The sequence below is a fragment of the Holdemania sp. 1001095H_141210_F2 genome (assembly GCF_015558105.1).
In the GTDB taxonomy this organism is placed as follows: Bacteria; Bacillota_I; Bacilli_A; order Erysipelotrichales; family Erysipelotrichaceae; genus Holdemania.
The window spans coordinates 87,361-113,475 of the sequence record NZ_JADNPO010000002.1 but is presented as its reverse complement, the minus strand read 5'-3'; the positions used below and the strand labels follow the sequence as shown (position 1 = coordinate 113,475).

The window sequence follows — 26,115 nt, the reverse complement described above, 5'->3', positions numbered from 1 at the left end:
TGAATGAACATGAAAATGACGAATAAACAAAAAAGGTTCTGTGACGAATATTTGATTGATATGAACGCGACGCAATCAGCTATTCGCGCGGGATATTCACCCAAGACGGCAAGATTTATTGGAATGGAAAATCTAACAAAACCCAACATAAAAGCATACATCGAAAAACGCATGAAAGAAAAAGAAGACGAATTGATTGCTTCACAAGACGAAGTGTTGCGCTATTTAACAAGCGTTATGCGGGGACAATCTCAAAGCGAAATCGTTGTCGTTGAGGGTTGCGGGGACGGTGTGAGTGAAGCGAAACGAATGTTGAAAGCACCGGACGAGCGCGAACGATTAAAAGCAAGTGAATTGTTAGCGAAACGATACGGAATTTTAAGTGATAAAGTCAAATTGGACGGTGTCGTTCCGGTTGTGATTGGCGGAAGTGATGACCTTGAAGATTAGAACAATTAAACTGTCATTGCCCGAAGTCGTTGGGCGTGGATATGCGACATTTTGGAACTTCAAAGGACGTTACCGTGTTTGTAAAGGTTCGCGAGCGTCAAAGAAATCTAAGACAACCGCGTTGTGGTATATCACAAACATGATGAAATACCCTGACGCGAATTTGTTGGTCATTCGTAAGACTTACAGAACGTTGAAGGATTCCTGTTTTACTGAATTAAAATGGGCGATTAAACGACTACAAGTCGAAGCATGGTGGGAAATCAAAGAAAGCCCGTTGGAAATGACATATATTCCGACAGGACAGAAGATATATTTTCGGGGATTGGACGACCCGTTGAAAGTAACGTCCATCACGGTTGAAAACGGCGTGTTGTGCTGGGCTTGGCTCGAAGAAGCTTACGAAGTTATGAACGAAAGTGATTTTGACACACTCGATGAATCCATTCGTGGTGAAGTGCCGGAAGGGTTATTCAAGCAATGGACAATCACGTTCAACCCATGGAATGAACGGCATTGGTTAAAGAAACGCTTTTTTGATGTTGATGACGACAACGTTCTTGCTATGACGACAAATTATATGTGCAACGAATGGTTGGACGAATCGGACAAGAAACTATTTGAAACCATGAAGAAGAACAATCCACGACGTTACAGCGTCGCGGGATTGGGAAATTGGGGAATTGTTGACGGCTTAGTATATGAGAATTGGCGCGAAGAAGCATTCACACCAATATCACAGAAGGAATATAACAAACTTGATGATAAGAACGACAAAAAATATGTCATTTTAGACAGTTTAAAAACAACAAGCGGATTGGACTTTGGTTACACCAACGACCCAACCGCCTTTTTTATGGGCTTTTTGGATTTGGAAAATAAAAAATTATACGTTTGGGACGAAATGTATAAAAAAGGGCTTTCCAATAAAGCCATTCATAACGAAATTGTCATGATGGGATATTCAAAAGAGCGAATCACGGGTGATTGTGCTGAACCGAAGTCAATTGACGAATTGAAGGCGTTGGGATTGCGTATTCGTGGGGCAAAGAAAGGCAAAGACAGCGTCATGAATGGGGTTCAGTGGATTCAAGACCTTGAAATTATCATTCACCCACGTTGTATCAACTTCTTAACCGAAATATCGAACTACACTTGGGAAACGGACAAGTTCGGGAAGAAATTGAACAAACCGATTGACGAATTCAATCACTTAATGGACGCTATGCGATACGCATTGGAAGAATATATCATTGGAAACAAATGGTTGATATAGAAAGAGAAGGTCGGAAGACAAATGAAATGTATAATTGATGATTTTGAATATACGATTGAAGAACAGGACAACGGGAAATTGGTGTATTTAAACGACATCCGCAACAGAAAATCATACTTCACAAAGATTTAAAACGGGAAATGAAAGAAAGTGTATTGCGACACGAATTGACCCACGCGTTCATATTTAGCCGTGGATTTGACAGCGAAGACAAAATGACGCGGGAACAAGTTTGTGACTTTGTGGCTGGTGTTTCAAGAAGAATTGAAAATATAGTTCATTTGTATTTCAAGGAGTAGTAAGGGGTGAATGAATGCTGACAGAAAACGAAATTGTTCAGTTTATACAAGAAGACACTTCAAGCGATAAGAAGCGATTTGCGCGTGTTGGTCAAAAGTATTACGAAGGGGAACACGACATTCGGAATTATCGTTTATATTACTACAACGCGGACGGACAGTTGGTGGAAGATAAAAGTCGAAGTAATATCAAAATTTCACACCCATTTTTCACTGAATTAGTTGACCAAGAAGTTCAATACATGCTTTCGGGAAAAGACGGATTCGTGAAAAGCGATATTCCAGAACTTCAAAATGAGTTGGACGAGTATTTCAACGAAAATGAAGATTTTACGTCCGAATTGTATGAAGTCTTGACGGGAGCAATAACCAAAGGCTTTGAATATATGTACGCATATAAGACAGTTGAAGACAAAATCGGCTTTCAGTGCGCGGATTCTTTGGGCGTTGTGGAAGTTCGGGCAAAGGACACGCAAGACGGTTGCGATTATGTGATTTATTGGTATGTTGACCGAATTGCAAAGGAAAACAAGAAGATAAAAAGAATCCAAGTTTGGGATAAGAGCCAAACTTATTTCTATGTTCAAGAAGAAGACGGAAAATTGGAGAAAGACGAAAGCGTTGAAATAAATCCACGACCACACACCATTTATTCGAAAGGTGATGGGGCGTTGTATTATGAGAATTTCGGATTTATTCCATTCTTTCGCTTGGACAATTGCCGGAAACAATTCAGCGGATTGAAATCTGTTAAAGAATTGATTGACGACTATGACTTAATGTCGTGCGGATTGTCAAACAATTTGCAGGACGCAAACGAATATTTGGTTGTTGTGTCAGGATTCCAAGGCGACAACTTGGAAGAATTGATTCAGAACACGAAGACAAAGAAACACATTGGTGTTGATACTGGCGGTGACGTTGATTTCAAGACCGTTGACGTTCCTTATGAAGCGAGAAAAACCAAATTGGAATTGGACGAAAAGAACATTTATCGGTTTGGAATGGGGTTCAATTCAGCGCAGATGGGCGATGGCAATATTACAAATATTGTCATCAAGTCAAGATATGCGCTTTTGGATTTGAAGTGTAATAAGTTAGAAATTAGATTGCGACAATTTATGCGAAAAATCTTGAAAATTGTTTTGAAGGAAATCAACGACAACAACGGCACGGATTATCAGCAGAAAGACGTGTATTTCAATTTCGAACGTGAAGTAATGACAAATGCAAGTGATAACGCCATAATCGAAAAGACAGACGCGGAAACGGAACAAGTAAAAATCAATACGTTGTTGAACTTGGCTTCAACGCTTGACCAAGAAACCATCGTTCAAAATATTTGCGATGTGTTGGACATCGACTATGAAGAAATCAAAGACAGGTTGCCGGAAGATGACGTCAATTTAATTGACGCACAAAGCGAAATTGACAATGTGGTTGTTGATGAACCAGAAGTGATGGTTGATGAATAAGCGACAAAAAGAAGTCATTCAATCACAGTTGAAAGACGAAGAAGCCGTCATCAAAAAATTAAAAGCGACATACAACAAAGCGTTGAAGGATATTAATCAAAAGATTAAGCTTCTTCAAGCCGACGAATTGACGCAATCCAAGATTTATCAAATTGAGTATCAAAAAGCGTTGAAAATGCAAATCAAAGCTATTTTGGACAATATGAATGGGAATCAATACACGGATATACAAGACTACTTGAAAAACTGTTATCAAGAAGGATTCTTGGGAACAATGTATGATTTACAAGGTCAAGGGATTCCGTTGGTATTCCCAATCGACCAAAATCAAGTTGTCAAAGCGTTGGTCAATGATACCAAGTTGTCAAAATCGTTGTATGAATCCCTTGGGTTTAACGTGAAGACGCTTCAAAGGCAAATAAACGCCGAAATAAGCCGCGGAATTGCTAATGGGTATAGTTACAACGACATTGCAAGAAACATCGCAAATAAAGCGAATATGGGCGTTAACAAGGCGATTAGAATTGCACGGACAGAAGGACATCGCATTTCACAACAAGCAACGTTTGACGCTCAAAAAGGAGCGAAGGAACGAGGGGCGGACATCGTCAAACAATGGGATTCGACCATGGACAAAAAGACACGTCCGAATCATGTCAAATTGGATGGTCAAATTCGCGAGGTTGACGAGCCGTTCGAAGTGAACGGAAAACAAGCCATGTACCCCGCGGGATTCGGTGTTCCACATGAAGACATCAATTGTCGTTGTGTCATGCTTCAACGTGCGCGTTGGGGATTGGATGATGACGAAACAACCAAGATGAACAACGAAACGGGCGAAATTGTAAAAATCAAGGAAAAAGATTTTGAATCGTTTAAAAAGGCGTATAATGAAGGTGTGGAAGGGTCATCAAATATATTGAAAACACCTATTCAATCAAAAGAAGAACATTACAATGCACTTTTGACAAAGTTGAAGGGAATGAAAGTGGATTATAACCCTGTTCGAAATCACTTATCGAAGTTGACAAACGATGAAATTATTTCTATTTTGTCGGGTGGAGATAGAACGACGGGTTCATGTGCTTCTCTGGGACTTGCTTATATAGGTCAGAAACAGGGGTGGAACGTTCTTGATTTTAGAGGTGGGAGCAGTACGGACTTCTTTGCAAACAGTTTAAATTTGTTCAATTTATCTAAAACGGATGGATTAAAGACATTAACATCAGAGGGAAAATCTTCACTGACAGTTGGAAACAGATTGTTAAAGCAATGTGAAGTTGGTAAAGAATATTATTTGGCAGTCGGAAGACATGTTTCTATTGTTAGAAAATTGGATGACGGCACACTTCAATATTTGGAACTACAATCAGCCTTCAAGAGCGGTTGGACAAACTTTGACGGCAATCCAAAATATACTTTAAAGAACCGTTTCGGATGTACGTCAAGCCCTTCCTATGGTGATTTTATGATTGATATTGATGAAAGTGATTTTTCAACGGACGATTTCAAATCTTTATTGGGATATTTGAATACGGCGGAAGACGCACAAAGGAAGGGTATGTATGGAACAATCAAATAAATTTTACAAAAACAATCCAAATGATAAAATTTGGTGGATGGACAACCCCGAACAAAAAGGGGTATGGTTATTTAGTTTTGACAAGGAACGTGTTTTCAACATGTTCGCAGATTATCCCGATAAATTGACAAAAGAAGAAAAAGAGATTTTCGACAAAGAGAATCCATATTGGAAAGATTTTTTCAAAGATAGGCAATAAACAAAGGACATTCAAATTGTTGGGTGTCCTTTTCTTATGGAGAAAATAGCGATGGAACAAGAAGTCAAACAGTTATTCAAACGATTGAAGCTTGGGCGCGTGTGTAAAATTATCAAAAGCGATTTAAGATGGGCGCACGGTGACATTTATTTTGTCACAACGTGGACAAAGAAATATATCGTCTATGAGAAAGACGGACGAGTTCAAAGCATTCGAAATCGTGAAGAATATTTTTACAGAAGGAAGGTGAATGAGTGAGTACGATAAAAACAAAATTGGTCGACCAAAATATTACGGTGACAAATGCGCCAAATATTTATTCGGGCGACGTTAATACCGACAATGTTGTTTTTGAATTCGACGAGAGTTGGGAAGGATTCACGAAATCCGCCGTGTTTTATAGAAATCCAAAAGAAAGGTATCTTCAATTACTGAAAAATGACCAATGTGTGATTCCACATGAAGTCATGGGGGACGAAGGAAAAGTTGTCATTGGTGTTTTTGGCGTAAATGACGATAAGGTCATCACGTCAGAAGTTCTATATTATGACATTGGAAAAGGTGCGGTTGTATCTGACGAAATGCCCGAACCAACGCCGGACATTTGGGCGCAGATTTTGGCGGACTATCATTTGATTCTTTTGAAAACGGCTGAATTCACGAATCAAATTACAAGTGATTTCAAACAGTTTAAGACCGAAGTCAACAAGATTTTGGAGGATCGTGCCGAAGTGATACACGTAATGGATGAGCAATCTTATATAGAGGTTCAGGATCGCATAAAAGGACACTTGTATTTCAATACAACGAAACGAGAGAGCGGTGTAACAGATGGAACTATTGCCGTATCTCCGAATATGAGATTGAAAGTAATAGAACATTAGGAGGATAAAGAAATGTCAGTAAAAGTACAAATACAGCTATTAGACGACGTCACCGGGGAAATTATCGGTGACGCTAACCCGGTTACAATTGCCGAACTGGTGAAGTTTGCAGACGGCGAAACATTTCAGGAAAAATTAGATACCGGGAAGCTGAAAGGTCAGACAGGTGATACAGGGGCGACAGGGGCAGCTGGTGCCACATGGTTAACTGGAACGGCAACGCCAACTCCCGCACAGGGTAAAGATGGCGACTGGTATTTAAACACAGCGAACTGTGACATTTATCAGAAAGCAAGTGGTGCATGGAGTAAGAAGGGCAACATCAAAGGCGCTCAGGGCATTCAGGGAATCCAAGGCGTTAAAGGTGACACAGGGAAGCAGGGCATTCAAGGCATTCAGGGTGAAAAAGGTGATCCGGGTGATACGGTTAAAGTAGGAACTTCTACTTCAACCGCAGTTCAGCGAAAACTTTTCTTCAAGGTAATTGGATAAGGGGGAATTTTAATGGCAATCTTAAAAGGCCAATTGGAAATCGAAACCGGTGACGTTCTTTACCCTGAAACGAGCGCTGACAATGTGTTTGACCCAAGCGGGAAGTCGGTAGCAGTATTGATTGGCGATATTGACGGTGTACTCTCTGCGGTTATTAACGGTACTGATTTTGACGCTCAGCTGACTGATTTGTTGGGGGTGTAATGTATGACGGTGCAGGAAAAAATGGCGCAGCTTCAGACGGTTAAGTCTGATATCAAGCAGGCTTTGATTGACAAAGGTGTGGATATGACGGATGTGCCATTCACTGAATATGCGGAAAAAATTAATGTCATGAGCGGACTAACACCGTCCGTCATTTCAACTGTAAAAAATTGTAGATTATTGCTTCCTTATACAAGTGATACTATCGACAACAGCTTATACAGCGTTCCTCTTAATACAAATGGTGCGGTACTTGGTTCCAACGGAGCTACTTTTGCGGATGGTAAATATGTAGGCATTTCAGATGCTATCAACGATTATTTAACATCGTATAACACAACACAACCATATACGTTCGAGGTTATTCTAACCCTATCAAACACTTCAAAATATAGCTATATCATAAACGCTTTAACAAATGGTGGATCTTATCTGATCGTCCATGATAATAAACTCGTTTATCGAAACGCTGGAAATACTACAGAGCTTATTTCCGTTCCGTATACGTATACAACCAAAAAACACATTGCGTTGGTATACGATGGAACTACGATCAAGCTATATCTCGATGGTGTTGAAAAAGGTAGCACAACAACCAAAAACACGGCTAAATCCGATGGATATTGTTTGCTTGGATATTCAACTTCCGGATATAGTATATCCGGAACGTGCGGAGGTGTTAGATTGACCTCAAAAGCTTTAAGCCCGGCTGAGTTTAGTGATAGACCAATGACGCTATGGAGTGAAGTTAACCCCACTGATGGAAATAGAACGTATTTATACAATGATGGAGATCAATGTATATCTTTAACTGGTGGATGGGAGTTTACGAATCCATCGTCCCCTGCTTCGAATTTTACTCATTCTTTAAATAAAAACGGGTGTTTATACTGGGGTGGTCAAAATACCGGGGACGCTTATTTCAAAACTAAGAACGTTATAAACATGGAAAATTATGACCGTTTGATAGTTGAATTCTATCATGAAAGTACGGCTAACGAATCAAATGCGCAGTTTGGGATTATTGGCAGCGGGGTGAGTGCTATTTCTAAAATGTATTTAGCGCCTGGTTTAGTTGATAAAATTACTTTTCTTGGAACCGCTGCCCTATTTAATGGACTAGTCACTTTATGGACATACACAGGAGCATATTCAACTATTCATGTGTTTGTTAAGCGAGTATGGCTAGAAAGGGGATGATCAAATGGCAATATCAGAAACATTAGTACAGCTTGTTGATATTCGCGATGATATCAGGCAAGCGCTGATTGATAAAGGGATTGATATGACAAACATTCCTCTTTCTCAATATCCCGAAAAAATCGCTAGCATTTCTACCGGAGATTTTCCGGGATACGAATTAAAAATTGGGGAATTGTGTAGTTTGCCAGCAGGTGGGGCAGTGGCGCGTAGAAGTCTGGCTATACCAGCTAACTGCATTCCAGTTGCTTTAACATCTACTGGAAATTGGAGATTCTATTCTGGGAAAGGAGAAACATCGGATATTGGCATCTCAATTACGGATAACAATAATAAAACGTACTTATATGTTAACAAAAACTCCGGACCTCAGTGGTCGACTATAGGTGATGGTTTTTGTCTCTGCCCATTAGCCATGTACGGTGGAAACTTGGAGACAGCTGCCACTATTACAACGATTCACGTAAACACATGGTGCAACGGTGGAATATATGATGCCAGTACCGGAAAAATTGCTGTCACAATGTGGTTGGAAAAGAAAGTATAGAGGTAAAAATATGGGAAAAAGAATAGTTAGAGTACCGATTGAATCTAGTTATGAATACAGATGGTCGGTTGACGGCAATCGGTACGGTGAGCCGTACGACGTAACAATCCCCGCTGGATTCGGGGATAAACTTCTTGAAAACGATGGGTGGGAAGAAGTTATTGTTGCCAATGGTTCGACGTTTTATTCATGGAACGGAATGCACTTCGCCGAAGGGTTGGAAAAATCCCGCGGAATCAACAATCAGGATTTGACAATGGGAGCGGTCAGCACGTTCAAAGATACAATGGCGATTGGTTTTGGTTATGACGGTTCAATGGTCTTTGATTTACAAAGAAACATCGAAAGTCAGCTTGATTGCTTTTATGGTGCGGTAACAAGCGCATTCGGAATTATGAAAGATGATTATAGAAACGAAGCTGGAAAGGAATTGTCAGCTTCACGCCGTAATCGCATTTACGAAAACATTTCCGGTCGAACCATTGTTGGATTTGACGCAAACGCGAACGCTTATGTTGTCATTTCAGTAACGGGAACAACCGGAAAATCTGGTATGTATGGGCGTGACTTATTCGCAATGTGTGAAAGCGAAGGAATGACGGACGCGGTATGTTTTGACGGTGGCGGTTCTGTTTTCCTTCGGGAGTATGGAAAAGTTGTTCATAACACCACGCGAAAGGTCAAGAACGCGATTATTCTGTATCGTCGCAAGAAAAGTACCCCAACACCTGAACCAGAACCAACAGGCGGTTTTTTGCTGAACGTTGCAAGCGTTGGAATGTATGTCCGCGAAACGCTTGAATTTAACGTGAACAAAAAGCCATGTGGAAAAATTTTGGCAATGGTTAGAATTGGCGAAAAAGCGGAAGTCATTGAATTTGTCGACGGCATTCAGGCGGACGGGTATCAATGGGTAAAAGTCAAGTTCGACGATATTATCGGATATTCACAGTATGATTCACGGTGTTATTGGTTGAAAGATTAAAACACGGTCAACCGTGTTTTTATTTTGTCCGGTCATGACATTTAAAATGACAAATTGACCTGAACATGTCATTTAAACTGTTCGTTCTTGGTGGAAGAAACCACGTTTAAAAACGAAAAGGAGAAAAGAAAAATGGATTTTTTAAAAGAGATTTTGGGTGAAGAACTGTTCGCAAAATTTGCCGAAAAGGTGAACGCGTTCAACGGCAATGAAGCGAATAAGGACAAGCAAATCAAGATTGCAAACTTGGGAACGGGTGAATATATCGGAAAAGGCAAATATGACGCATTACAAGCATTATTGGACGGGAAGACCAATGAACTTGAAACGGCGAACAATTTGATTGCCGACTTGAAGAAATCAAACAAAAACGATGGTGAACTTCAAACAAAAATCACAACGTATGAAGGACAGGTTCAAGAATTACAAACACAGCTTGAACAAACCAAGTTGGACAATGCGATTCAAATCGCCTTATTGGAAGCGAAAGTCACTGATGTCGACTATATGACTTTTAAGCTCAAAGAAAAAGGCGAAGTGAAGCTTGACGAAAACGGAAAAATCAAAGGTTGGGAAGAAACGCTGAAAAGTTTACAAACACAGTTCCCGAACCAATTTGAAAGTTCTTCCACCAAAAAAATCGAAGAACACAAACTTGACAATCCACAGGAAAACAACGGTGGAATGACAAAAGCGGAGTTCTTGAAAAAACCTTACGGGGAACGCGCAAAGTTCGCACAGGACAACCCCGAAGCATTTGAAGCATTAATGAATGAGTAAAGGAGAATAGAAAAATGGCAAATGAAACAATGTTAACAAATATTATTAACCCACAGGTCATGGGGCAGATGATTAACGCAAAGATTGAAGCGTTATTGAAAATCACACCATATGCAAAAGTTGATACGACTTTGGTCGGTGTAGCAGGGGACACGAAGACAGTTCCTTGTTGGAAGTATATTGGCGACGCGGAAGACGTTGCAGAAGGGGCGGAAGTCGGCTTGTCACAGATGACGGCTTCTTCGACTACTTTCAAAATCAAGAAAGCAATGAAGGCGGTCGGAATTACAGAGGAAGCAAGACTTTCCGGCTTAGGAAATCCAATTGGACAGGCGGAAAGCCAGCTTGCAAAAGCAATCGCCGGAAAGGTTGACACTGATTTATTAACCGAAGCGTTAAAATCCACAAATATTGTCGATATGTCAACGACAAGCGCAATCGGTTATGAAGGTATCGTGGACGCAGTAACAAAGTTTGAAGACGAAGAAGACGGCGTTGAAAAGGTCATGTTTATTTCGCCGTTACAGGAAGCGACGCTGTTAAAAGACCCGTTGTTTTTATCCGCTGATAAGTTCGAAGCAGGTGTTGCCGTTCGTGGTGCGATTGGTAAGATTGCCGGTTGTTGGATTAAGAAGTCTAACAAAATCAAGGAAAAGTCAGGAGTATTCACAAATCCAATTATCAAACTCGAACCGGATTCACCTGAAACGGAATACACGGAAGACGAACTTCCAGCATTAACAATTTTCTTAAAGAAGGACACCGCGACAACCAGCGAATTCAAACAGCGTTCACAGGTTACGGAAATTGTTTCTTCCAAATTCTATGGCGTGGCACTGACCAACGAAGCGAAAGTTGTTCTTGCAAAATTCAAAAAGTCGGGGGAGTAGTTCGCACGGTTCAATTACCGACAAAAGAAGCCGTGCAGAATGCAAAAGTCGGAACAACGCTAAGACGCACAAAGGCGTTGAAATAAAAGGGGGTGAATTGCCGTGATTATGACGGTCGATGAACTCAAAAAATATATCAAAACGAATGAAGATGATTCCACGCTTGAAGCAAGACTTCAAGCGTTGGAATTGCTTATTCGCAAATACACCAACAACAAATTCCAACAAAAGAATATTCGATTCGTGGCGAGTGTAAGCGACGGAAAATTAAAACTTTCGACCCCGTTATTGAAAGAAAATGACACCGTTGAAATATCACAATCAAAATACAACGACGGGATTTATACGATTATGTCGTGTGACGCTCAAACTTGCGTTCTAAGCGACGTTTTGATTGATGAAGATGAAATACTCATTACGAAGATAAAATACCCGTATGACGTTAAAATGGGCGTTGTGAACATGCTGAAATGGGAACTTGGAAACCGTGACAAAGTCGGAATTCAAAGTGAAACCATTTCGCGTCATTCCGTAACCTACTTCAACATGGACGGCGACAATTCGACAATAGGTTATCCAAAATCGTTGATTGGCTTTTTAGAACCGTATAAGAAGGCGAGATTCTAACATGATTGATGGAAACATCGACGCATTGGTTCAAATCAAAACAACGGTTAAAAATGAAATTGGTGAAGCAATCCCGAAATGGGAAACAGTCAACACGCTTCGGGGCTTTCTTGATTTATCGGGCGGGGATTCGAAATATACGAATTACAACGCGAAAATTCAAGAATCAACCCACGTTTTTATTTGTGATTATGTCGAACTTGACAAGCGAGTTAAGACAGAAAACAGCAGAATTATTGTCAATGATGACAATTACGATGTCATGTTGATTGATGACCCAATGAATTTGAATCAGCACTTGGAAATCTATTTGAAATATATCGGTGGTCAAAATGTCGGTTGAATTTGAAGATAACAGAATGCGTGTGATTAATGCTTTGAATCAAGGAATTTTAAATTTCCTTGAAGAAGCAAGCGGAGAACTTGAAGCCCAAGTCAAACGCAATACCCGTGTTGACACTTCACAAACGAAATCGAATTGGACACACATTGTCGACGAACAAAAATTCACGGCGGTTGTCGGTAATCCTTTACAAAATGCGATTTGGGAAGAATTTGGAACAGGTGAATATGCGATTCACGGTGACGGTCGAAAAGGCGGTTGGAAGTACAAAGACATTCACGGGAAATGGCATTTCACACGGGGAAAGACCCCCACAAGAGCATTACAAAAGGCGATTGATTCAAAGAAAGGCATTATCGCCAGAGTGTTAACCGAAAAGTTAAAGGAGCAAATGCAATGACGATTGAAACGTTGAAATATGTCAACCAAGTCTTGTCGTCATTGACCAATTATGAATTCGGGCAATGGACGACAACGCCCGTTCCTTATCCTTATTTTGTCGGTGAATACAATGAAGTTGGTGGAGAGAATGAAGACGGGCAATTCGAAACCACATTTATTTTGACGGGGACGACACGAAACTCAATGTTGGAATTGGAAAGTGTAAAAGAAAAAATAGAAAAAGCATTTAATAAAACCGCGATTTTGCCGAACGGCAATGGAATTGCGGTTTTTTATATGAATTCATTTACAGTTCCAACGGATAACGCGGAACTGAAACGAATTCAAATTAATTTACAAGTGAAAGAATGGAAGGTGTGAAAATATGGCGGCATTAGGTGAAGAATTCAAATCAAGTGGAATCACAGAAAGAACACCAAAAAACATCATGCTTGGAGCGGGAACGATTCACAAGGGGTTGACGTTTGAAACGAACAAATGGAACTTTGAAGAATCGTTGATTGGTGCAACAAGCGGCGGAACGAAAGTGACAATCAAACCGGAATTAATGGACGTCGAAGTTGATGGGGCATTGGTCAAGGTCAAAGGATTAGTTCAGAAGGTCGGCGAAACGGCGACAATGGAAACAAACATGGTCGAAGTAACACCGGAAACATTGAAAATGACATTAATTGGTCAGGAAAGCGAATCGAGCGACAAAACAGGATATAGCGAAATCACTTCAAAAGCACGAATTGAAGAAGGCGACTATATCAAAAATCTTGCGTATGTTGGAAAAACCTTGGAAGGAAAACCAATCATCATTGTGTTTGACAATGCGTTATGTACAAGCGGATTTGAAATTGAAGGTAAGAACAAAGAAAATGTTGTCTTGAAAGCAACTTTTGAATGTTACGCGGAATTAACGCCGGAATGTGACACATTACCTTATCATATTTATTATCCGACACCGAGCCGACTTTTAGAAACGAAAGCATAGAGGGAGATATAGAACATGACTGATACAAAACCATACACATTAAGGGAATTGCAGGCAAAAGACGTGTTCCCCATGTTCAAAATTATTTCGAAATTTGGAATCAATGAATTCAAGAAATGTTTTGACCCGCAACTTATTAAAGAAATTGTGAACGAACAAGGGGAAGTCAAAGGGGACAAATTAGCGTCAATCGTGGGCGTGAATATCGCCTTTGAAATTGCTTCAATTGTCACTTCCAACATTGCCAAGTGCGAAAATGAAATCTTTGATTTTTTAACTTCGATTAGTAATTTGAAAAGGAAAGAGATTGAAACGATGTCCATGGTCACTTTCTTTGAAATGATTGTCGACGTTATCCAGAAAGAAGAATTCAAAGATTTTTTTGGGGTTGTTTCAAAATTGTTCAAGTAGGGGACATCAAATTTATGGATTTGCTATTCAAAAGATACGCAAATCCTTTTTTATTACTTGACAACATGATTACAACGGGAAGATTCCTTGAATTTATCTTGGAGTTGATAGACATTCAAAACGATGAAAAAATTCATGACGTTTGGATTCACAAGGTATTCGATAAAAGCTTTGACGACTTTAAGAAATTGGTTTTCGAAAGCAAGGAAATTGCCGACGTTGACAATCAAAATGTTGAAACAACGATAAAAGAATCATTTGAAATCTTAAATAATTTCAACCCGCAGAACAATCAAGGGGGTGAATAAATGGAATTATTTAGGTTATTCGGCACAATCGGGTTAAGGGGAGTTGACGAAACACAAAACGACATTGACCAAACCGCGGAGCATGCCGAACACGGCGAATCAAGAATGACTTCGGCATTTAAGAAAATCGGGACAGCGGTCATGACTTATTTCGCAGTTGACAAAATCGTTGATTTTGGAAAAGCAATTGTTGACGCGTCCGCGACAGTGAGCGCCGAAGTTTCAGCGTTTGAACAGATTATGGGTGATTATTCCGATAACGCCCAAACCAAGCTTGACGAAATCGCCGACAAAACGGGCGTTGTAAACACACGGTTAACCGGTCATATGACATCGCTGACGGCGAAATTTAAAGGCTTGGGATATGACATCGACGAAGCGACAACACTTGCTAGTGACGGTTTGTTGTTGGCAAGTGACGCTTCGGCGTTTTGGGATAAGTCGTTAGAAGATTCGGTCAGTGCGTTGAACTCATTCATCAACGGTTCGTATGAAGGCGGTGAAGCAATTGGCTTATTCGCGAATGATACCCAATTAGCTTCATACGCTATCAAAAACGGAATCGTAAGTGAAACGAAAGAATGGGCGAGCTTAGATGAAGCACGGAAACAAGCAACCCGTTTAGAGTATGCAAAAGAAATGTTTGCAATGTCGGGAGCAACAGGACAAGCCGCAAAAGAAGCCGACCAATACGCCAACGTTCAAGCCAACTTGAATGAAAAATGGCGACAGTTCAAAGCGGAAATCGGCGAACCCATTCTTCAAAATATTGTCCTTCCGGCAATGGATAAATTATCCGGGCTTGTCGACAAGGCAAGCGCAGGTCTTGAAAAATTAAAACCGATTGTTTCAGACCTTGGGGAATTTTGGCGCGAAGTTTATGCCCCAGCGCTTGGAGCGGTTTGGGAAGCACTCAAAAACGTAACGGATTCGGTGATTAATTTATTTTCCCCGTTGGGTGATTTACTTCCGAAAATTGATGAAAATAAAACGGCGATGGACATGTTCCGTGAAGCAAGTTGGGCAATTGAAGAAGGTCTTTATAAATTGGCGGATAACATTGACTTAATAGTGCAATCAATCGGTGCTTTAATCGTCGTATGGGGGAGTTTTAAAGTCGGTACGGCGATTCAAACCATGATTCAGGGATTCCAAACGGCGGCGGTTCAAGTTGCGTTATTTTCAAGAAATGCAACCGGCGCGCAAATGGCACAAGCGGCATTGAATGGAACGCTGAAGCTTGGTGAAACCATTATTGCATTGTTCACGGGGAAAATGACATTGGCACAGTTGGCACAAGCTGGAATGGCAAAGGCGCAAGCCGCGTTGAATGCCGTCATGTCCGCGAATCCAATTGCATTGGTTATTACTGCGATTGCGGCATTGATTGCCATCTTTGTTGTTTTGTGGAATCAGTCGGAAGCGTTCCGCAATTTCTGGATTGGTCTTTGGGAAGGAATTAAATCAGCCGTTTCCGGTGCGTGGGAAGCTATTCAAAACGCTGTCAACGTTGGAATGGAATTTATCAGCACCACAATTTCAACCGTAATGGAAGAAATTTCAATAGCTTTCACGGCGGCTTGGGAATCCATTTCTTCATTTGTTACAACGATTGTGACTACAATTGGCGATTTCATCTTAAATTCTTTTAATTCGATTAAGTTATTTCTTGATGAAATTTGGATGGGTTTTTATACAAGTGTTTCCGAACTTTGGACGACTATCTGGAACATTGTTTCAGGCGTTTTACAAGGTATCGCGATGACTGTTTCAAATGTATTTGAAAGTATACAAACAACCGTTTCGAACGTATGGAACAACATCAAGAACACGACAACTAAAGTGTGGAACGACATTAAAAACACAATAAAAACAACGATTGAAAACGCGAAAAATATTGTTCATAACACGATTGAAGCAATTAAAGGCTTTTTCAAATTTGAATGGAGCTTACCACATTTAAAGCTTCCGCATGTTTGGATTAGTGGCGAATTTAGTTTAATGCCGCCAAGTGTTCCAAGCTTTGGCGTTGATTGGTACGCGAAAGGCGGAATTTTTGACAATCCGACTATTTTTCCGACGGCACAAGGATTGAAAGGCGTTGGGGAAGCTGGTGCGGAAGCCGTCACGCCGATTAGTGTCTTGTTAGACTACGTCAGAACAGCGGTTCGCGAAGAAAATGCAAACAACGCATATTATATTCAAAAACTTATCGACATGTTAAGTGACTTTATGCCGCAAATTGTCGAAGGAATCGACAGACCAATTGTATTGGATGATGGGACATTGGTTGCAAGATTAGCGCCAAGAATCGACACGACACTTGGAGAAATCAACAAAGGAAGGGGGCGCGGACGATGAAAGGTGTAACTTTTGGGGAATTTCATTCGTTCCGTGACTTTTCCTTGGTTTTATCCAAAAAGACAATTCCAACACCAAAGGTTAAGTCAATAATCGTTAAAAACGACGGAATGGACGGGGTGTTGGATTTAACAGAATATTTCGGAGAACCAAAGTATGACAACCGAAAATTGAAGTTTGAATTTACCACGTTAAATATTGCTTACGGAGATTTTGACACGGCATTTTCGAAACTTCAAAACGCGATTCACGGAAAGTTCATGAAAATCATTGTTGACGATGAAGACTTTTACTATATGGGACGTGTAAACGTGAGCCAATGGAAAAGTAATAAGAACGTCGGAAAGATAACTATTGAATGCGATTGTGAACCGTACAAATACAAAAAATATTTAACGGTCGTGACAAAACAAATCGTTGAAAAAAGTGAATTTGTTTTAATCAATTTAAGAAAAAGTGTTGTTCCCGTCTTCAAGTCGACCGGAGCGTTGAAGATTACTTTTGAAAATCAAGTGTATCAAATTGATTCGGGGGAATATACGCTTGACGATGTTGTCTTTGTTGCCGGAAAAAACTTTTTGACAGTCGAAGGGAACGCAACGTTAACAATTGAATATCAGGAAAGGGGGCTATGACAATGTATAAAGTATATTGTGATAACTTCCTTTTATATGATGGTAAACGTGAAGAACTCAAATTGTATGACCCAAGATTGGACTTGGAGTTGAACAAGGTGAGTTCTTTTCAATTCACCATATACCCCAACCACCCACGTTTTGACAGCTTGAAGAAATTAAAACCGATTGTGAAAGTGTACCGCGACAAAAAACTTATTTTCTGCGGTCGCATTTTGAACGACACACAAGGTTTTTATAACGAAAAGCAAGTTATTTGTGAAGGTGAATTGGCTTTCCTGATTGATTCAATTCAACGTCCTTACACTTGGCAAGGAAATGTCGAAGGTTTATTCACTCAATTCATTCAAAACCACAACGCACAGGTCGACGCGGAACATCAATTCAGGGTGGGACGTGTTACGGTCGTTGACCCCAATGACTATATTAACCGGAGCGACACCCAATATTTGAACACATGGGAATCCATCAACGAAAAATTGATTGAACCTTTGGGCGGGTATTTGATTGTACGTCACGAAGAAGACGGCGTTTATATTGATTATTTAGCCGAACTTGAGGGAGTTATAACACAAGAAATCGAATTCGGAAAGAACATGATTGATTTCGAAAAGGTCATCAAGGGCGACGAACTCATAACGGGTGTGATTCCGTTGGGGACAAGCATAAACGACGAAGAAGGCAACGACACGGGGTTAAGATTGACAATCGAAAGCGTGAACGGCGGCGTTGACTATTTGGTTGACCAAGAAGCACAAAATTTGTATGGAAAAATATATAAAACTGAAATATGGGAAGACGTAACCGAACCGGAAAATCTATTGCGAAAAGGCAAAGAATATTTGGCGAACGCAATTCAGTTGTCGGGTTCAATCACGTTGAATGCCGTTGACTTATCTTATGTGAATAAAGAAGTCGGAGCGTTTGAACTTGGAAGCAACGTCAAGGTTAAAAGCAAGCCGCACAATTTAAACGCTTATTTTTTAGTTTCCAAAATGTCATTGGATTTGTTAAGACCACAAAACGACAAGTTGACGTTGGGTTCAAGCTTCAAGACATTCACGGAACAAAATTCAAAAGCAGTTTCGGAAACCGAACGACGATTGGCAACGAAAATTGAAACGGTCGCGGTGGAAATCGTCAAAACTGTTTCGACAGAATACGCAACAAAGGAAGAACAATCACAATTGGAAGCAAAAATTGCAGATAGTGATTGGATTGATTTGTCTTTGAAAACGGGGTGGTCGTTTCAAAATGAAACGGATAAACCACAATACAGAAAAATTGGAAATGTCGTTTATTTAAGGGGATTACTTGACGCAATGACCAGCGCAGGAACAACGATTGGAGAATTGCCCGAAGGGTACAGACCAGCCGGACAATACAACCGTTTCGCATGTTCGTTGAGTCAACAAGAGTTTGCGAACATTCAAGTTGGAGAAAACGGCGTAATAACAGATTACGCCAAAACAACAAGTGTCGCGCGAACATCCCTTTGTTTAAACGGTGTTTCTTTTTTAATAAATTAAAAGAAAGAGAGGAGTTTTTATGAAATTAACCAACAAGACTTATGACATTTTGAAGTATGTCGCGCAGATTGTTCTTCCGTCAGTAGCAACCTTATATTTTGCACTGGCTGGAATTTGGGGATTCCCTTATGGTGAAGAAATTGTCGGAACAATCACGGCGGTTGATACTTTCTTAGGGGCGTTATTGATGATTTCAACGAATCAATATAAAAAATCGAATTAAGGTGATATGAAGTGACAGACGGAAACATTATTGCCGGATTGGGATTGGTTGTGACGCTTATTACGATTGTCACTCCTTTACTCAAACTCAATAGCAATTTGGTTCGTTTGAATTCGAATTTTGAAAACATGATGAAACAAAACGATGTTCAAGACAAGCGAATTGAGAACCACGGCAAAGAAATTGACGAATTAAACAGAAGACAGTCAAACAACGAAAAAATTCTTGATTTACACGAATTAAGAATTGGTCAGTTGGAAGGGAGAAACGAACATGGAGATTGAAAAAGACAATGGACAAATTAGCATGTTAGAAGGTTCTGAAATCGTCGAATTCGATGAAGCCAAAGCCAAAATCACTTTGGAAAATCCCGAAAACGATTGGTCAAACAAAATGACCGATGGAATCGGGGGTGAAAAATAATGTCCCTACCAATTACAGTCGTAAAATGCCCGACAAGCAAATATTCCGTCAAATGCCCGTATGCTATGACACCCACAAGAATTGTTGTTCATAACACGGCAAATGACGCGTCGGCAATGAATGAAATTTCCTATATGTTAGGGAATAACAATAAAACTTCTTATCATTACGCCGTCGATGACACACGCGCGGTTCAGGGAATCCCGTTGAATCGGAACGCGTGGCACGCTGGCGACGGTTTAAAGGGGATTGGAAACCGTCAAGGAATCGCGATTGAAATTTGTTATTCAAAAAGCGGTGGGACACGCTTCACGAAATCCGAACAAAACGCCGCAAAGCTTCTCGCCATGCTTTTAAAACAATACGGTTGGGGCATGAACAAAGTCACCAAACATCAAGATTACAGCGGCAAGCGTTGCCCACACAGAACAATTGATTTGGGGTGGGAACGTTTCTTGGCAATGGTTCAAAAGGAGTTGTCCGCGCTGAATACGCCGACCACAGGTGAACTATATCGTGTTCGGAAATCTTGGAATGATATTAATTCGCAGATTGGAGCGTTTAAGGATTTAGAAAAAGCAAAAAAATTATGCGATGGGAATTCCGGCTATAAAGTTTATGATTACAAAGGCGCACAAGTTTACCCCGTAAGAAAGACCAATGAACAAATCGCAAAAGAAGTGATTGAAGGTTTATGGGGAAATGGGGAAGAACGAAAGAAGCGGCTTACAAATACCGGTTATGACTACAACGCAATTCAAAAAATTGTAAACAAATTATTGTAAAACACACCCGCCGACAAGGCGGGTTCTTTTCTTTTGCCATTTAAAATGTCAAAAATAGCAAAATAATTGTTGAAATGCCATCAAAAATGGAATATAATGTATTTGCCATTATAAATGGCTTGAAGAAAAGAGGAAGAGAAAATGAACGTTGAAGAAAAAGTTTTGGCTTATCATCAAAAAAGATTAGAAAAGTACATGAGTGAATTTGATTATTGTAAAATCATTAAAACCGAAACCAGAAAAAAAGAATTGAGCGACGATATTGTTCGGATAACGGTAAAAACACTGTTAATGACGCACGCTGGAGTGCAAGCTTTTGAAACACAAGCAAATATAACAATGGGTAAATAAGATGAATGTTATAAAAGAACACTTCAAGTCAATCGACGACATGATTCGAACAATTGAATCGCGTCCCAATAATCGCGTTATGAGAAGTGAAAACGCAAGTCGGATGGGCGATTATAGTTTTACAAAAACTCATTCTTATGACGAAGCCAAGAAATTATATCAATTTGGATATACAGAAGTATTAGACAAAATCAAAATTGCGATGAATCAACCAATCAAAGCAAATGCAACAATTAATCGTCGGCAAGTAATTACAAACGTCATCGGATATGCGCCACACGTTCCGAACGCTATCTTGGGACTGCCAAATTCTATGATATTGACAAAATCGCAACCGCAGAAAACAAAAGCGATGTCAATTTGTTATTGTATAACTGAAAATTGCGGAACAGATTCAGAAGAATTCATTCGTTCAGGAATTGCGATTTTAGGGGTTATTAATTCGCTTGAACTTCAAGGTGTGCGCGTCAAATTAAGGATTGCTTTCTATTGTGCAAGAGAGGGCGAAGAACGAGCGTTCGGAACAGTTGACCTAAAAGACTATCGGGAACATTTGGATTTGCAAAAATTGTGTTTCCCGATAGCCCACCCGTCAATGTTTCGTAGAATCGGCTTTAAATGGTTAGAAACGTGTCAAGGATTGAGAAATGAAGAATGGGCGTTTGGGTATGGTTCACAAACCCGCAACGAAAAGGAAATTGAAAAATATTTACTTGAAAAAGATGAAGTGTTTCTGAATTTATCAAAGACGCGTTCGTTTGACTATGAGGTTAACAAAATTATTGATAGTTTCAATTTAAAATAAAATGCCATTTTAAATGGGAATGTCATTATTAGATAAAGGGAGAAAATGAAAAAATGATTATTTTAAAAACATGTGAAAGAATCGCTTTAGTTGCAGAAGAAAAGGACATTAAAAATGGGACAAAAGACATTAAAATCATGTTCCAAAATAGAATCTATGATTCGAATTGGAAATGCGTAAGTGACAGTTCACAACGTCCGTTATATCCAAATTTAAGAAGTGAATATACCGGCAATTTGGACGAAGCACTAGAAAAGTTTGAAGAAGTTTCAAAAATGTTCCAAGGTCAGACACCAACCCCGCAACCGACCGGACTTGGCGGAAAACTTGAAGAAATATTGGTTGAAGTTTTAGCGAAACAGTCGGTTGACCAAATCGTCGAATATGCCAAACCGTTATTGGAAAAACATATTGTTGATGAATTCGGGGTGTTACCACAAAGACACGAGGTCGTGACACCAAGCGGAACACATGAAGTTCAAGGGGTTGTTCATGAACGGTTTGACGACGTTTTGAATCTTGTAAATCTTGATATTCCGGTATTCTTGACGGGACAAGCTGGAACGGGGAAGAACGTTATTTGCAAACAGGTTGCGGAATCCTTGGGTTTAGACTTTTACTTCACGAACGCCGTCACACAGGAATTTCAATTGAAAGGATTCATCGACGCGAACGGAATCTTTCACGAAACACAGTTCTACAAAGCTTTTACACAAGGCGGATTGTTCTTCCTTGATGAAATGGACGGTTCAATTCCTGAAACACTTATTATTTTGAACAGCGCAATCGCAAACAGATATTTTGATTTTCCAATTGGAAAAGTTGAAGCGCACCCGAATTTCAGAATTATCAGCGCGGGGAACACATGCGGAACGGGCGCTGATATTGAATATACTGGACGTTTTCAGCTTGACGCGTCATCGCTTGACCGATTCGCATTAATTGAAATCGGATATTCACCGGCAATCGAAAAAGCCGTAACAAACAACAATGAAGAACTTTGCGAATTCGCACATAACTTTAGAAGGGTAACAAACAAATGTGGAATACGGTGTTTATTCACTTATCGTTCATTGGAACGAATCGCGAAACTTGAAAACGTGTTTGAATTACCAAAGGCGTTACAAATATCATTGACAAAGGGATTGAGAAAAGACGACATAAAAATTATTGCAAGTGAAATGTCGTCGAATGACAAATACACAAGTGCATTGCGAAAATTATTATAAGAAAAATGACATTTTAAATGTCATTTTTATTTTTCAACGCGAGTGCTTTTAATTCAATTGCAATTCTTGTTCTTGCCAAACGTTTTTGAATAAGTTTTCGCTAGATTGGTCTGTTACTTTAATAGTGACGGGGTTTGTCGTGTCGGATAATAACCAAATGTATGCGACGGTTAAAGTAGTGCCTTTTTGAATTTCTTTATAAATGTTGGAATATTCTTCGTGGTCGTCCGACAATACTGTAAAATCGCATTCAACGCCGTTTTGGAACGCTTGTGGTCTGAATATCCTATCTGCGTAACTAGTTTCATCTTGTTTGTTGGTATAATCATAATATACCAAAATAGAATCTTTACCTTCGTAATCTTTTACTAGTTCATGTTTTACATATGTAAGCGTTCCTTCGCTATTATCGACATTAATGTTGTCAACTTTCCCCTTTTTCGTTTCTTCGACTTTTAGTTCTTCGGTCGGCGTGCTTTCTTCGACTTTTGGTTCTTCGGTCGGCGTGCTTTCTTCGACTTTTGGTTCTTCGGTCGGTTCGGAAGAATTATCACTAGAACAACCCATCACCCCGAAGCATAATAACCCCACTAAAACCAACGACATAATTTTTTTTAAGTTCTTCATTATAATATATCCTTTCCATAATTTTACATATCTAATTATACCCCCCCCCCCGTAAAAATCAATCAAGGATTATTGGAATCGTATTATTTTTGAAATTATTGTCAAAACTTTTAATTATTGTGCTATAATTTTTTTGCACGACAGTTAAAATGTAATGTGATAAATCAAACTGAATGTTAGGTAAAGTTATTTTAAGAAATAGGGAACCTGAAATTGAAAGGTTCTCTATTTTTATATCGAAATGTTTTGACATTGCCATTTAAAATGGCGTATAATGACATTGTGAATAGACAACCGTTGACGCAAATATTTTGTTGTCACAAATTAATAGAATATTAAAAAAAATGTGCTTGACTTTTGGTACGTACCAAAAGTATAATGAAACATGTCAAGCGGCTGTCTATCCATTAGAAAGGACGGTGACGAAATGGCGAAGATGGGTAGACCTAAAAGCGAGAATCCAAAAATTCGTAAATTAACCGTAAAAATGGAAAACGATTTATATGACGAATTCACAAAAGAATGTGAAAAAATCAATGCCGAAAAGTCAACATTGATTCGAAATTGGATTATTGAGTTTTTAGAAAATAAAAAGAAGTGAACTTCCAACGACCAAATCGAACATTCACTTCTTACATTTAAACCCTTGACAACATGTACCAAGGACTAATTTATTCTATATTATTTGTCCTTGGTTTTCAATGGAAAGTTGATGAGGAGAAAAAAATGAATGAATTAAAAGTGTTCAGCTTCAAAAACAACAACGTGAGAAGTGTAATCATCGACGATGAACCGTGGTTCGTTGGCAAAGACGTTGCGGAAGTGTTAGGGTATTTGAAAACACAAAATGCAATTGCAATGCACGTCGATAGAGATGACGCCCTAAAACAGGGCGTCACCGATAATCTCGGAAGAACGCAAGAAATGACACTAATTAACGAATCCGGTTTGTATGCACTTATTTTGTCAAGTAAGTTGCCACAGGCGAAAGAGTTCAAACGGTGGGTTACGTCAGAAGTATTGCCAAGCATTCGAAGAACGGGGACATTTGGATTGAACAACCGTGACAAATTCGAATTGGCGGGCTTGATTTCCAAATGCAAGAACACTAAAGCGGTCGACGCGTTGATGACATTATTTGAAATCAATAAGCCGATTCGAATTCAACCAGCTTCAAACACTTCGGTCAGCGGCTATTTAGCTTATATTGAGGATGAACAACTTGTCGGAGTACCGACACAACAAATATATGACAACTACAAGTCATATTGCAAAACAAATAAAATCATTCCATTATCGCTTTGTAATTTCTCAAAAGAAGTCAGAAAAATCACGGGCGCAGTTGTCAAGCGTCATCGAGTAAATGGAAAATTGACAGGGTTTTATGTTTTGGGATAAAGAAAGCGAGAATGAATAACATGACATTTGAAAAATTTATGAACAACGACAACAGCTTTGAAACAGCACAGGCAGAGAAGGAAACGAACGCACTTGAAAAGAACTTCTTGAAAATGATTGGTTCACAATACGCTGATGAATTAAGTGATTTAATCACTACAATTGAATCAATCTGGATGGAACGCGGATTTAAAGCCGGATATGAGCAACGATAACAAAATCGTTGCTTTTTTCATTGGGTAAATAACATTTTAATTGACAATGCCATTCGTAATGGCTTATTATGAGGTAAAGAAAGAAGGGACATAACATGTTTGCAGAAAGATTGAAGTATTTAAGAACGCACCACAACGGAAAAAAGCTGACCCAAGAAGAAATGTCTAAGTTGTTAAAGGTTCAACGTTCTACATATGGAGAATATGAACGCGGGAAGATAAAACCGCCAATGGATAAGCTTAATTTTTTAGCCAACTATTTTGACGTATCGGTTGATTATCTTTTGGGGAACACTAACTTAACTACGCCCGAAGAAGGACGCGAAACAAACGATATAAGCGATGTTTCCGTAATCATAAGGAAAATGATTGACGATTTAGAAAACGACCAAAACAACGTTGTTTTTGAAGGCGAAACGCTTGATAAAGAAACAAGAAAACTTCTTATTGCAAGCCTTCAAAATTCTATTGATACGGGTAGACTTATAAAGAAGGTGCAGAATGTTAGTAAAGGAAATAATAAAAAACCACAAAACAAATAACCCGTTCGTTATAGCTTTGAATTTGGGAATCACGCTTTCATATGAGCCGTTGGGAAATGTTCGCGGGTATTACGCGCAAATTGCCAACCAAAAGCAAATTCATGTCAATGAAGATGTCATTTGGTATGATAGAAAATTCATTGTAGCTCATTTGCTATATCATGCGATTAAAAATGACGATGAAAAAATAGTAATTTGGAAAAAGCGAAACGAATTGGAATATTCCAAGAATGAAAAAGAAGGAAACAATTTCGCAATAGAATTGTTGCTTGGAACAACAGAATTGTTGGAATATGACAGTTTCGAAAAGGTTTGTTTGTCCCAAGGATTGACGCTTCAAGAGTACGAAGGCGCATGCGACTTGTTGGATGAAATGGCGGATTTTAACATTTCCAAACTATCACCGAAGGAAATTTTTGAATTTTTGATTCGATAAGCACGAACAAGTGAACAAGAGTGAACAGCGAAATAAGGCTTCATAAAAGGCTTTTTAAGGGTGTTCACCCTGTTCATGAACAAATCCTTTTTTATAAGATTTTATAAAAAATAGAAAGACCCTATATAAAAATAAAAATATATAATATATAGAAATGTGCGTGAACACCGTGAACAATGTCAAAAAAGCCTTTCATAGAGCCTTATTTTAGTGTTCAGGGTTT

At 39.4% G+C, this 26,115-nt stretch carries 37 protein-coding genes; 36 read left to right on the top strand and 1 reads right to left on the bottom strand.

Annotated elements, in window-relative coordinates; all coding sequences use genetic code 11:
- Positions 1-9: 9 nt before the first annotated feature.
- From I2G61_RS01850 to I2G61_RS01700, 31 genes are all read left to right on the top strand, one after another.
- Complete coding sequence (locus I2G61_RS01850) at positions 10-450, top strand: terminase small subunit (protein WP_229100641.1); 441 nt, start codon at positions 10-12, stop codon at positions 448-450.
- Positions 440-1,726 (top strand): PBSX family phage terminase large subunit, encoded by a 1,287-nt coding sequence (locus I2G61_RS01845; protein ID WP_229100640.1) that lies wholly within the window; start codon positions 440-442, stop codon positions 1,724-1,726. The genes I2G61_RS01850 and I2G61_RS01845 overlap by 11 nt, the downstream gene beginning before the upstream one ends.
- A gap of 313 nt (positions 1,727-2,039) precedes the next feature.
- Positions 2,040-3,500 carry a phage portal protein gene (locus I2G61_RS01840; RefSeq protein ID WP_195547836.1) on the top strand — a complete coding sequence of 487 codons (1,461 nt, stop codon included), beginning with the start codon at positions 2,040-2,042 and terminating at the stop codon, positions 3,498-3,500.
- Positions 3,493-5,082 (top strand): phage minor head protein, encoded by a 1,590-nt coding sequence (locus I2G61_RS01835; protein ID WP_195547835.1) that lies wholly within the window; start codon positions 3,493-3,495, stop codon positions 5,080-5,082. Before I2G61_RS01840 ends, I2G61_RS01835 begins: the two co-directional genes overlap by 8 nt.
- Positions 5,066-5,281 (top strand): hypothetical protein, encoded by a 216-nt coding sequence (locus I2G61_RS01830; RefSeq protein WP_195547834.1) that lies wholly within the window; start codon positions 5,066-5,068, stop codon positions 5,279-5,281. The genes I2G61_RS01835 and I2G61_RS01830 overlap by 17 nt, the downstream gene beginning before the upstream one ends.
- A gap of 51 nt (positions 5,282-5,332) precedes the next feature.
- Positions 5,333-5,539 carry a hypothetical protein gene (locus I2G61_RS01825; protein ID WP_195547833.1) on the top strand — a complete coding sequence of 69 codons (207 nt, stop codon included), beginning with the start codon at positions 5,333-5,335 and terminating at the stop codon, positions 5,537-5,539.
- Positions 5,536-6,165, top strand: coding sequence for a hypothetical protein (locus I2G61_RS01820; RefSeq protein ID WP_195547832.1), 630 nt, complete (start codon positions 5,536-5,538; stop codon positions 6,163-6,165). The genes I2G61_RS01825 and I2G61_RS01820 overlap by 4 nt, the downstream gene beginning before the upstream one ends.
- 12 nt (positions 6,166-6,177) lie before the next feature.
- Entirely contained in the window at positions 6,178-6,657 is a 480-nt protein-coding gene (locus I2G61_RS16715) for a collagen-like protein (protein ID WP_195547831.1), read from the top strand.
- Between the two features lie 12 nt (positions 6,658-6,669).
- Positions 6,670-6,861 (top strand): hypothetical protein, encoded by a 192-nt coding sequence (locus I2G61_RS01810; RefSeq protein WP_195547830.1) that lies wholly within the window; start codon positions 6,670-6,672, stop codon positions 6,859-6,861.
- Positions 6,862-6,864: 3 nt separating this feature from the next.
- Entirely contained in the window at positions 6,865-8,061 is a 1,197-nt protein-coding gene (locus I2G61_RS01805; RefSeq protein ID WP_195547829.1) for a LamG domain-containing protein, read from the top strand.
- A 4-nt stretch (positions 8,062-8,065) separates the two neighbouring features.
- Positions 8,066-8,608 carry a hypothetical protein gene (locus I2G61_RS01800; protein ID WP_195547828.1) on the top strand — a complete coding sequence of 181 codons (543 nt, stop codon included), beginning with the start codon at positions 8,066-8,068 and terminating at the stop codon, positions 8,606-8,608.
- Positions 8,553-9,593, top strand: coding sequence for a phosphodiester glycosidase family protein (locus tag I2G61_RS01795; protein WP_195547827.1), 1,041 nt, complete (start codon positions 8,553-8,555; stop codon positions 9,591-9,593). The genes I2G61_RS01800 and I2G61_RS01795 overlap by 56 nt, the downstream gene beginning before the upstream one ends.
- A 132-nt stretch (positions 9,594-9,725) precedes the next feature.
- Positions 9,726-10,373 carry a phage scaffolding protein gene (locus I2G61_RS01790; protein ID WP_195547826.1) on the top strand — a complete coding sequence of 216 codons (648 nt, stop codon included), beginning with the start codon at positions 9,726-9,728 and terminating at the stop codon, positions 10,371-10,373.
- Positions 10,374-10,387: 14 nt separating this feature from the next.
- A complete protein-coding gene (locus I2G61_RS01785; protein WP_195547825.1) occupies positions 10,388-11,263 on the top strand; it encodes a N4-gp56 family major capsid protein in 876 nt (291 codons plus the stop codon).
- Positions 11,264-11,365: 102 nt separating this feature from the next.
- Positions 11,366-11,890, top strand: a complete 525-nt coding sequence (locus I2G61_RS01780) for a hypothetical protein (RefSeq protein ID WP_195547824.1) — start codon at positions 11,366-11,368, stop codon at positions 11,888-11,890.
- A 1-nt stretch (position 11,891) separates the two neighbouring features.
- A complete protein-coding gene (locus I2G61_RS01775; protein ID WP_195547823.1) occupies positions 11,892-12,233 on the top strand; it encodes a phage head closure protein in 342 nt (113 codons plus the stop codon).
- Entirely contained in the window at positions 12,223-12,633 is a 411-nt protein-coding gene (locus I2G61_RS01770; protein WP_195547822.1) for an HK97 gp10 family phage protein, read from the top strand. The genes I2G61_RS01775 and I2G61_RS01770 overlap by 11 nt, the downstream gene beginning before the upstream one ends.
- Positions 12,630-12,995 carry a hypothetical protein gene (locus tag I2G61_RS01765; protein ID WP_195547821.1) on the top strand — a complete coding sequence of 122 codons (366 nt, stop codon included), beginning with the start codon at positions 12,630-12,632 and terminating at the stop codon, positions 12,993-12,995. The genes I2G61_RS01770 and I2G61_RS01765 overlap by 4 nt, the downstream gene beginning before the upstream one ends.
- 4 nt (positions 12,996-12,999) lie before the next feature.
- Positions 13,000-13,614, top strand: a complete 615-nt coding sequence (locus tag I2G61_RS01760; RefSeq protein WP_195547820.1) for a hypothetical protein — start codon at positions 13,000-13,002, stop codon at positions 13,612-13,614.
- A 15-nt stretch (positions 13,615-13,629) separates the two neighbouring features.
- Entirely contained in the window at positions 13,630-14,025 is a 396-nt protein-coding gene (locus tag I2G61_RS01755; protein ID WP_195547819.1) for a hypothetical protein, read from the top strand.
- Between the two features lie 14 nt (positions 14,026-14,039).
- Entirely contained in the window at positions 14,040-14,333 is a 294-nt protein-coding gene (locus I2G61_RS01750) for a hypothetical protein (protein ID WP_195547818.1), read from the top strand.
- Positions 14,334-16,694, top strand: coding sequence for a hypothetical protein (locus I2G61_RS01745; RefSeq protein ID WP_195547817.1), 2,361 nt, complete (start codon positions 14,334-14,336; stop codon positions 16,692-16,694).
- Positions 16,691-17,329, top strand: coding sequence for a hypothetical protein (locus tag I2G61_RS01740; protein ID WP_195547816.1), 639 nt, complete (start codon positions 16,691-16,693; stop codon positions 17,327-17,329). Before I2G61_RS01745 ends, I2G61_RS01740 begins: the two co-directional genes overlap by 4 nt.
- A gap of 2 nt (positions 17,330-17,331) precedes the next feature.
- A complete protein-coding gene (locus I2G61_RS01735) occupies positions 17,332-18,858 on the top strand; it encodes a phage tail spike protein (protein WP_195547815.1) in 1,527 nt (508 codons plus the stop codon).
- A 19-nt stretch (positions 18,859-18,877) separates the two neighbouring features.
- Positions 18,878-19,081, top strand: coding sequence for a phage holin (locus I2G61_RS01730; RefSeq protein ID WP_195547814.1), 204 nt, complete (start codon positions 18,878-18,880; stop codon positions 19,079-19,081).
- Positions 19,082-19,092: 11 nt separating this feature from the next.
- Positions 19,093-19,365, top strand: a complete 273-nt coding sequence (locus I2G61_RS01725; protein ID WP_195547813.1) for a hypothetical protein — start codon at positions 19,093-19,095, stop codon at positions 19,363-19,365.
- Entirely contained in the window at positions 19,355-19,504 is a 150-nt protein-coding gene (locus I2G61_RS01720; protein WP_195547812.1) for a hypothetical protein, read from the top strand. Before I2G61_RS01725 ends, I2G61_RS01720 begins: the two co-directional genes overlap by 11 nt.
- Positions 19,504-20,289 (top strand): N-acetylmuramoyl-L-alanine amidase, encoded by a 786-nt coding sequence (locus tag I2G61_RS01715; protein ID WP_195547811.1) that lies wholly within the window; start codon positions 19,504-19,506, stop codon positions 20,287-20,289. The genes I2G61_RS01720 and I2G61_RS01715 overlap by 1 nt, the downstream gene beginning before the upstream one ends.
- A gap of 141 nt (positions 20,290-20,430) precedes the next feature.
- The gene (locus I2G61_RS01710; protein WP_195547810.1) at positions 20,431-20,640 is read left to right on the top strand and encodes a hypothetical protein; all 210 of its coding nucleotides are present in this window, start codon (positions 20,431-20,433) and stop codon (positions 20,638-20,640) included.
- Between the two features lies 1 nt (position 20,641).
- Positions 20,642-21,445 (top strand): hypothetical protein, encoded by an 804-nt coding sequence (locus tag I2G61_RS01705; protein WP_195547809.1) that lies wholly within the window; start codon positions 20,642-20,644, stop codon positions 21,443-21,445.
- Positions 21,446-21,498: 53 nt separating this feature from the next.
- The gene (locus tag I2G61_RS01700) at positions 21,499-22,674 is read left to right on the top strand and encodes an AAA family ATPase (protein WP_195547808.1); all 1,176 of its coding nucleotides are present in this window, start codon (positions 21,499-21,501) and stop codon (positions 22,672-22,674) included.
- A 48-nt stretch (positions 22,675-22,722) separates the two neighbouring features.
- Here I2G61_RS01700 and I2G61_RS01695 read toward each other — a convergent pair whose 3' ends face one another.
- Entirely contained in the window at positions 22,723-23,301 is a 579-nt protein-coding gene (locus I2G61_RS01695) for a DUF5067 domain-containing protein (RefSeq protein ID WP_195547807.1), read from the bottom strand.
- Between the two features lie 427 nt (positions 23,302-23,728).
- Between I2G61_RS01695 and I2G61_RS01690 the strand changes: the two genes are divergently transcribed.
- From I2G61_RS01690 to I2G61_RS01670, 5 genes are all read left to right on the top strand, one after another.
- Entirely contained in the window at positions 23,729-23,902 is a 174-nt protein-coding gene (locus I2G61_RS01690) for a CopG family transcriptional regulator (protein WP_195547806.1), read from the top strand.
- A gap of 125 nt (positions 23,903-24,027) precedes the next feature.
- Positions 24,028-24,699, top strand: a complete 672-nt coding sequence (locus I2G61_RS16310; RefSeq protein ID WP_229100639.1) for a Bro-N domain-containing protein — start codon at positions 24,028-24,030, stop codon at positions 24,697-24,699.
- A gap of 11 nt (positions 24,700-24,710) precedes the next feature.
- A complete protein-coding gene (locus tag I2G61_RS01680) occupies positions 24,711-24,914 on the top strand; it encodes a hypothetical protein (RefSeq protein WP_195547805.1) in 204 nt (67 codons plus the stop codon).
- A 95-nt stretch (positions 24,915-25,009) separates the two neighbouring features.
- Positions 25,010-25,456, top strand: coding sequence for a helix-turn-helix domain-containing protein (locus I2G61_RS01675; RefSeq protein ID WP_195547804.1), 447 nt, complete (start codon positions 25,010-25,012; stop codon positions 25,454-25,456).
- On the top strand, positions 25,416-25,892 hold the full coding sequence (locus I2G61_RS01670; protein WP_195547803.1) for an ImmA/IrrE family metallo-endopeptidase: 477 nt from the start codon (positions 25,416-25,418) through the stop codon (positions 25,890-25,892). The genes I2G61_RS01675 and I2G61_RS01670 overlap by 41 nt, the downstream gene beginning before the upstream one ends.
- Positions 25,893-26,115: the final 223 nt, after the last annotated feature.